Annotated in this window: 4 protein-coding genes; 1 reads left to right on the top strand and 3 read right to left on the bottom strand. The window is 67.1% G+C overall.

Going from position 1 to position 3,234, the window contains the following annotated elements:
- Nucleotides 1-156: 156 nt before the first annotated feature.
- The 3 genes from BM43_RS33975 to BM43_RS33965 are packed head-to-tail and all read right to left on the bottom strand — an operon-like array spanning nt 157 to nt 2,358.
- The gene (locus BM43_RS33975; protein WP_052409290.1) at nt 157-1,116 is read right to left on the bottom strand and encodes a TauD/TfdA family dioxygenase; all 960 of its coding nucleotides are present in this window, start codon (nt 1,114-1,116) and stop codon (nt 157-159) included.
- Nucleotides 1,117-1,881: a cysteate racemase gene (gene cuyB, locus BM43_RS33970; protein WP_042286583.1), complete on the bottom strand. Its 765-nt coding sequence runs from the start codon at nt 1,879-1,881 to the stop codon at nt 1,117-1,119.
- A 3-nt stretch (nt 1,882-1,884) separates the two neighbouring features.
- Nucleotides 1,885-2,358: a hypothetical protein gene (locus BM43_RS33965; RefSeq protein WP_036051426.1), complete on the bottom strand. Its 474-nt coding sequence runs from the start codon at nt 2,356-2,358 to the stop codon at nt 1,885-1,887.
- Nucleotides 2,359-2,928: 570 nt separating this feature from the next.
- On the opposite strand from BM43_RS33965, the gene BM43_RS33960 reads away from it, so the two are divergent.
- Nucleotides 2,929-3,129: an MbtH family protein gene (locus BM43_RS33960; protein WP_036051427.1), complete on the top strand. Its 201-nt coding sequence runs from the start codon at nt 2,929-2,931 to the stop codon at nt 3,127-3,129.
- Nucleotides 3,130-3,234: the final 105 nt, after the last annotated feature.

Genomic DNA, 3,234 nt, shown 5'->3' with positions numbered 1-3,234 from the left:
GGCGCCGCGGGCGCGGCGGCCCGGGTCCTGGCCGCGCGCCCGATGGCGTGAAGCGCGGCACGGGCAGGCAACGGGAAACGGAACGCAATGCGATGCGCCATGAAAAACGGCGCGGCCCGTATCACGAGCCGCGCCGTGGCGGAAGCAGGCGACGAATCAGAGGCTCATGGCCACCAGCACCTTGCGCTGGCCGGTGAAGGGAGAACGTCCGTGGCTGACCAGCAGGTTGTCGATCACCAGGCAGTCGCCGCGTTGCCAGTCGAATCGCTGCGTGTGGCGCTCGCTGACTTCGCGGATATGCGCGAGCGTCGCGTCGGGGATCGGGCCGCCGTCGCCGAAGGCGGCGTGCTGTGGAAACGCGAAGGGATCGTCGCCGAATACCTCGAGCAGCGCCTCGTGGACGTCGGCGCTGTTGGTGGAGGGATGGAACTGGTCGGCCTGGTTGAACCAGACGCGCTGGCCGGTGAGCGGATGCCGGATGCTGGCGGGGCGGCGCGCGAGCAGGCGCAGCGCGCCGTCGGCGCGCCAGTCGAATTCGATCCGGTGGCGCGTGCAATGCGCCTCGACCTCGGCGCGCTCGGTGGTCTCGAAGCTGTCCTGCCAGGACGGGCCGAGCTGCATGCCGCGGCCGCCGTGCAGGTTGCGGATGTAGAGCACGCCCCTGGCCTCGAACTCGTCGCGCACCGCCGCGTCGAGATCGGCGAGGATCGCGGCGCTGGAGGCCAGCAGGGTGTGGCCGCCGCTGGCCGCGGGCGTGACGCAGCAGAAGTAGAGGCGGTTGGGCCAGCTGGCGCTGTAGGACAGCTCGTTGTGCATCGAGATGAAGGCTTCGGGCGGATGCTCGGTCGAGGTGTAGACCTCGCCGGCGTCGAGCTTGGTGCGCGGCGAGTTGCCCTCGACATAGGGCATCGGCTTGCCGCCCAGCGCGGCGACCGCGCGAGCCAGCGCCTCGGTGGAGGCCACCTCGAAACCGCGCAGCAGGATCGCGCCGGTCTCGGCCAGCTGCTCGCCGAAGCGTGCCAGCGTGTCGGCCGGCAGGGCCGGCGAGGTGAGGTCGAGCGAGGGCAGGGGGCAGCGGTCTTTTTCCCACAACACGGGCAACACGCGCGAAGGCATTTATTGGATCTCCAGGGATTGGGGGCGGTGCGGCGAGGACGGATCGGCAGCGGCATCGCGCGCGATACCCACGCGCTCGAGGCAGGCATGGGCCAGTTCGTCGAGCGCATCGAGCGAGGGCAGGCCGGCGAGCAGGGGATGACGATAGGCAATCGACAAATCGGTACAGGCGATCAGCAGGGCTTGCGCGCGATCGCCTTCGAGCAGCGTCTCGGACACGCGCGCGAGTTCGCCGAGCATCCGCGCATCGAGCGGCGAGGCGCTGGCCTTGATGCCGCGCAGCGGATCGTAGATCGCCGCGGACACCAGCGCCTGGCCCGCCGCGTCGGGCACCACCACCTCGATGCCGGCCGCCTCCAGCGGGTGCTGGTAGAGGCCGCTGGCGACGGTGCCCTCGGTGGCCAGCAGCGCCACGCGGTGCAGGCCCAGTTGCGCGAGCCGCTCGCTGGTGGCCGCGATCATGTCGATCACGGGCAGCGTCGCGCGCGAGCGGATCTCGTCGAGGAACACATGCGCGGTATTGCAGGCGATCGCCGCGAACTGCGCGCCGCAGCGCGCCAGCAGGTCGAGCGATTCGGCGATCTCGGGCACCGGCGAGGGGCCGCGCCCGAGGATCGCGTCCACCCGGTTGGGGATCTGGCTGTTCGAGTAGAGGAGCACGCGCGGATGATCCTGGTCGCGGCGCGCGGCGTGATGCAGGGCAGTGAGCCGTTCCACCAGCAAGGCGCCCGCATGCGGTCCCATGCCGCCAAGGATGCCGATCATGGTTCAGCTCACCAGCACGCCGGCGCGCAGCGCTTCGAGCGCGGTCTCGCAGCGCCGGCACACCTGCTCGCGGCCCAGCGCCTGCATGCTCGAATAGAGTTCCAGCGAGGACGTGCCGAACAGCATCCAGCCGGTGCAGATCGCCTGCGCGTCGGCCGGCGCCAGCGCATGCTCGGCGGCGGCGCGCTGCACCGTGTCGCGCAGCGTGCGGGCCTGCCAGGCGTCGCCGCGCAGCGCGCGCAGGGCGGCCAGCGTGGTGTCCAGCACCTTCAGCGTCAGGTGCGCGTCGGGCAGCACCGAGTGCAGCAGGCGAACCGCGTGGAAGGGCGTATGGCGCACCAGCAGCGGATGCAGGATGTCGAGCACCGCATCGCGCTCGAGTCCGGCATCGAAGGCGAGTTCGACGAGCTCGTCGGTCAGCAGTTCGTGACAGACATGGTCACGTATTTCCTCGGCGAATCGCGTCTTGTCTTGCATGGTTTTCCCTCGGATCCCGTGCCGCTCTGCGGGGGGGTGGACAGACAGAAAAAGCAGCCTTGTGCGCGAAATCGGTGCGGCTTTCGCAGCATCCTCGATGATGCCCGCACGATCGTCGCGAGATGCGCGCAGCCATGTCCGGGAGTGCGAATTTTTCGAAGCGAATGCGCGCGGTTTTTTGGTGACGCGGCGTTGATTTTGGACGGATTGTAGTTCAAACTTCTGTTCACGGTAAGAGAAATTGTTCAGGCGTCCAATCGATTCAAAATGTGACGTCGGAGGACTCGGGGCAAACCCGGGTCGATGAGTAAAAGACACCGAATTCACATCCCATCACGGCGCGAAAACAGAATGGAACCAGGCCACGGAATCCTTGGAATCGCGGCAATTTCCGTGGGCCGGCAGCCGATTCCCGGCCGTTCGGCCATGCAGCATGGCTGTCACGCAAAGCGTTCAAACTAGTCACGGCGTTCGCAGCGAATTCGTTGATTCGTGATGCGAACGATCAATTCACCGGGCGGATTTACCGAGAGAATTTCCGCCGCGTTGTTTCTTGCAAGGAGACGTGTTGTGAGCGAAACCACCGAAGAAATCTATACCGTCGTCGTCAATCACGAAGAGCAGTATTCGATCTGGCCGGAATACAAGGAAATTCCCGCCGGCTGGAAGGCCGTCGGCAAGGCCGGCCCGAAGCAGGTCTGCCTCGACTACATCAACGAAGTCTGGACCGACATGCGTCCGCTCAGCCTGCGCCAGCAGATGGGCAACTGATTTCGCCTCGCCGGCGCGCATCGAGGGCGCGTGCCGGCGGCTCCCATTACGTCGTATGAACGATGCGCCGCATGCACATGCGGCGGGTCGGTTCACGCTCGCCGG

Origin of the sequence: Burkholderia gladioli, assembly GCF_000959725.1 — a bacterium.
GTDB classification, from domain to species: Bacteria; Pseudomonadota; Gammaproteobacteria; order Burkholderiales; family Burkholderiaceae; genus Burkholderia; species Burkholderia gladioli.
This window is presented reverse-complemented; position numbering and strand designations above follow the sequence as displayed.